Consider the following 2,476-nt stretch of genomic DNA (forward strand, 5'->3'; position numbering starts at 1 on the left):
GCTTTGAGTGCTTGTAAGCACAAGGTTTCAGGTTCTCTTTCACTCCCCTCCCGGGGTCCTTTTCACCTTTCCCTCACGGTACTGCTCCTCTATCGGTCATCAGGTAGTATTTAGGGTTGGAGGGTGGTCCCCCCAGTTTCCCACCGGGTTTCACGTGTCCGGCGGTACTCTGGAACTCGACTAACAGGATTCGGTTTTCGCCTACGGGGCTCTCACCCGCTATGGCCGGCCTTCCCATACCGTTCGGCTAACCTATCCTGCCGTTGTGTCGGTCCTCAACCCCGAAGGATAAATCCTTCGGTTTGCCCTCTTCCGCGTTCGCTCGCCACTACTTGCGGAATCTCTGTTGATTTCTCTTCCTCGCCCTACTTAGATGTTTCAGTTCAGGCGGTTCCCCACCTACGCCTATTTGATTCAACGCAGGCTGACAGAGTATTGCTCTGTCGGGTTTCCCCATTCGGAAATCTGCGGGTCAAAGCTTATGTGCAGCTCACCGCAGCTTATCGCAGCTTGTCACGTCCTTCTTCGGCTCCTGATGCCAAGGCATTCCCCTTGCGCTCTTTATAGCTTGACCTTAGTAGAACAGCCATTTCTGAGCTGTTCTCTATTCGATCATAAATTATGCAGGCCTCACAGAAGTTTTGCAATTTGGCTACATTGTTTTACCCATTCACTAGAACGGCTTTCGCCATTCTATCTTTAAGTTACACAACATTGCTGTTATTGCCCTCTGTTGCTTGCTCTTCATACTTTCAATCTGCATTGTTCAGTTTTCAAGGTGCTGACTTCCAGTCTTTTTCAAGACCAGATTGAAATACCTGACCTTCAGGTACTTCAATCTAATATTGAATTGGTGGAGATAGTCGGGCTCGAACCGACGACCCCCTGCTTGCAAAGCAGGTGCTCTCCCAGCTGAGCTATACCCCCATCGAGAGAGAAGTGGTGGGCCCAAGTGGACTCGAACCACCGACCTCACGATTATCAGTCGTGCGCTCTAGCCAGCTGAGCTATGGGCCCGTAAATAGGTGCCATTCACTTCTTGCCTACCTGGCCCGCGTCGGCATAGCCGCCGCGGTACACGCTAAAAATATGCCGCCGGCATATTTTCTTAACGCGTGTACCCTCTAAATTAAACAACGTGAAAGCTCATTCCCACCAGAAAGCTGACCTTAGGACGTTACGGCACCTTTTCGGGCACCGAAGTCTCCTTAGAAAGGAGGTGATCCAGCCGCACCTTCCGATACGGCTACCTTGTTACGACTTCACCCCAATTATCGAACCCACCTTCGGCCGCGCCCCCCTTGCGGTTAGGCTACGGACTTCGGGTGTTCCCGACTCTCATGGTGTGACGGGCGGTGTGTACAAGGCCCGGGAACGTATTCACCGCGGCATGCTGATCCGCGATTACTAGCGATTCCAACTTCATACAGGCGGGTTTCAGCCTGCAATCCGAACTGGGATGGCTTTTAGGGATTTGCTCCACCTCGCGGTTTTGCCTCCCTCTGTTGACCACCATTGTAGTACGTGTGTGGCCCAGGACATAAGGGGCATGATGATTTGACGTCGTCCCCACCTTCCTCCGTTTTGTCAACGGCAGTCTCGCTAGAGTGCTCTTGCGTAGCAACTAACAATAAGGGTTGCGCTCGTTGCGGGACTTAACCCAACATCTCACGACACGAGCTGACGACAACCATGCACCACCTGTCACCGGCGCCCCGAAGGGAAACTCTATCTCTAGAGCGGTCACCGGGATGTCAAGCCCTGGTAAGGTTCTTCGCGTTGCTTCGAATTAAACCACATACTCCACCGCTTGTGCGGGCCCCCGTCAATTCCTTTGAGTTTCAACCTTGCGATCGTACTCCCCAGGTGGGATACTTATTGTGTTAACTGCGGCACGGAGGGGGTCAGACCCCCCACACCTAGTATCCATCGTTTACGGCGTGGACTACCAGGGTATCTAATCCTGTTTGCTCCCCACGCTTTCGCGCCTCAGCGTCAGTTACTGTCCAGCAATCCGCCTTCGCCACTGGTGTTCCTCCGTATATCTATGCATTTCACCGCTACACACGGAATTCCGATTGCCTCTCCAGCACTCAAGAACTACAGTTTCAAATGCAGGCTATGGGTTGAGCCCATAGTTTTCACATCTGACTTGCAGTCCCGCCTACACGCCCTTTACACCCAGTAAATCCGGATAACGCTTGCCACCTACGTATTACCGCGGCTGCTGGCACGTAGTTAGCCGTGGCTTATTCATCAGGTACCGTCATTTTCTTCGTCCCTGATAAAAGAAGTTTACAACCCGAAAGCCTTCATCCTTCACGCGGCGTTGCTGGGTCAGGCTTGCGCCCATTGCCCAATATTCCCCACTGCTGCCTCCCGTAGGAGTCTGGGCCGTGTCTCAGTCCCAATGTGGCCGGTCAACCTCTCAGTCCGGCTACTGATCGTCGCCTTGGTGGGCCGTTACCCCGCCAAC

The 2,476-nt window shown here is 53.2% G+C and carries 2 tRNA genes and 2 rRNA genes; all 4 read right to left on the bottom strand.

Annotation, left to right across the window (positions count from 1 at the left end):
- A 23S ribosomal RNA gene (locus B5G40_RS16500) occupies positions 1-574 on the bottom strand; the annotation flags it as partial.
- A gap of 277 nt (positions 575-851) precedes the next feature.
- Positions 852-927 (bottom strand) — tRNA-Ala (locus B5G40_RS16505).
- A gap of 13 nt (positions 928-940) precedes the next feature.
- A tRNA-Ile gene (locus B5G40_RS16510) sits at positions 941-1,017 on the bottom strand.
- A 195-nt stretch (positions 1,018-1,212) separates the two neighbouring features.
- Positions 1,213-2,476, bottom strand: a 16S ribosomal RNA gene (locus B5G40_RS16515); the annotation flags it as partial.

This window comes from Flavonifractor sp. An9, assembly GCF_002161245.1.
Lineage (GTDB): Bacteria > Bacillota > Clostridia > Oscillospirales > Oscillospiraceae > Flavonifractor > Flavonifractor avicola.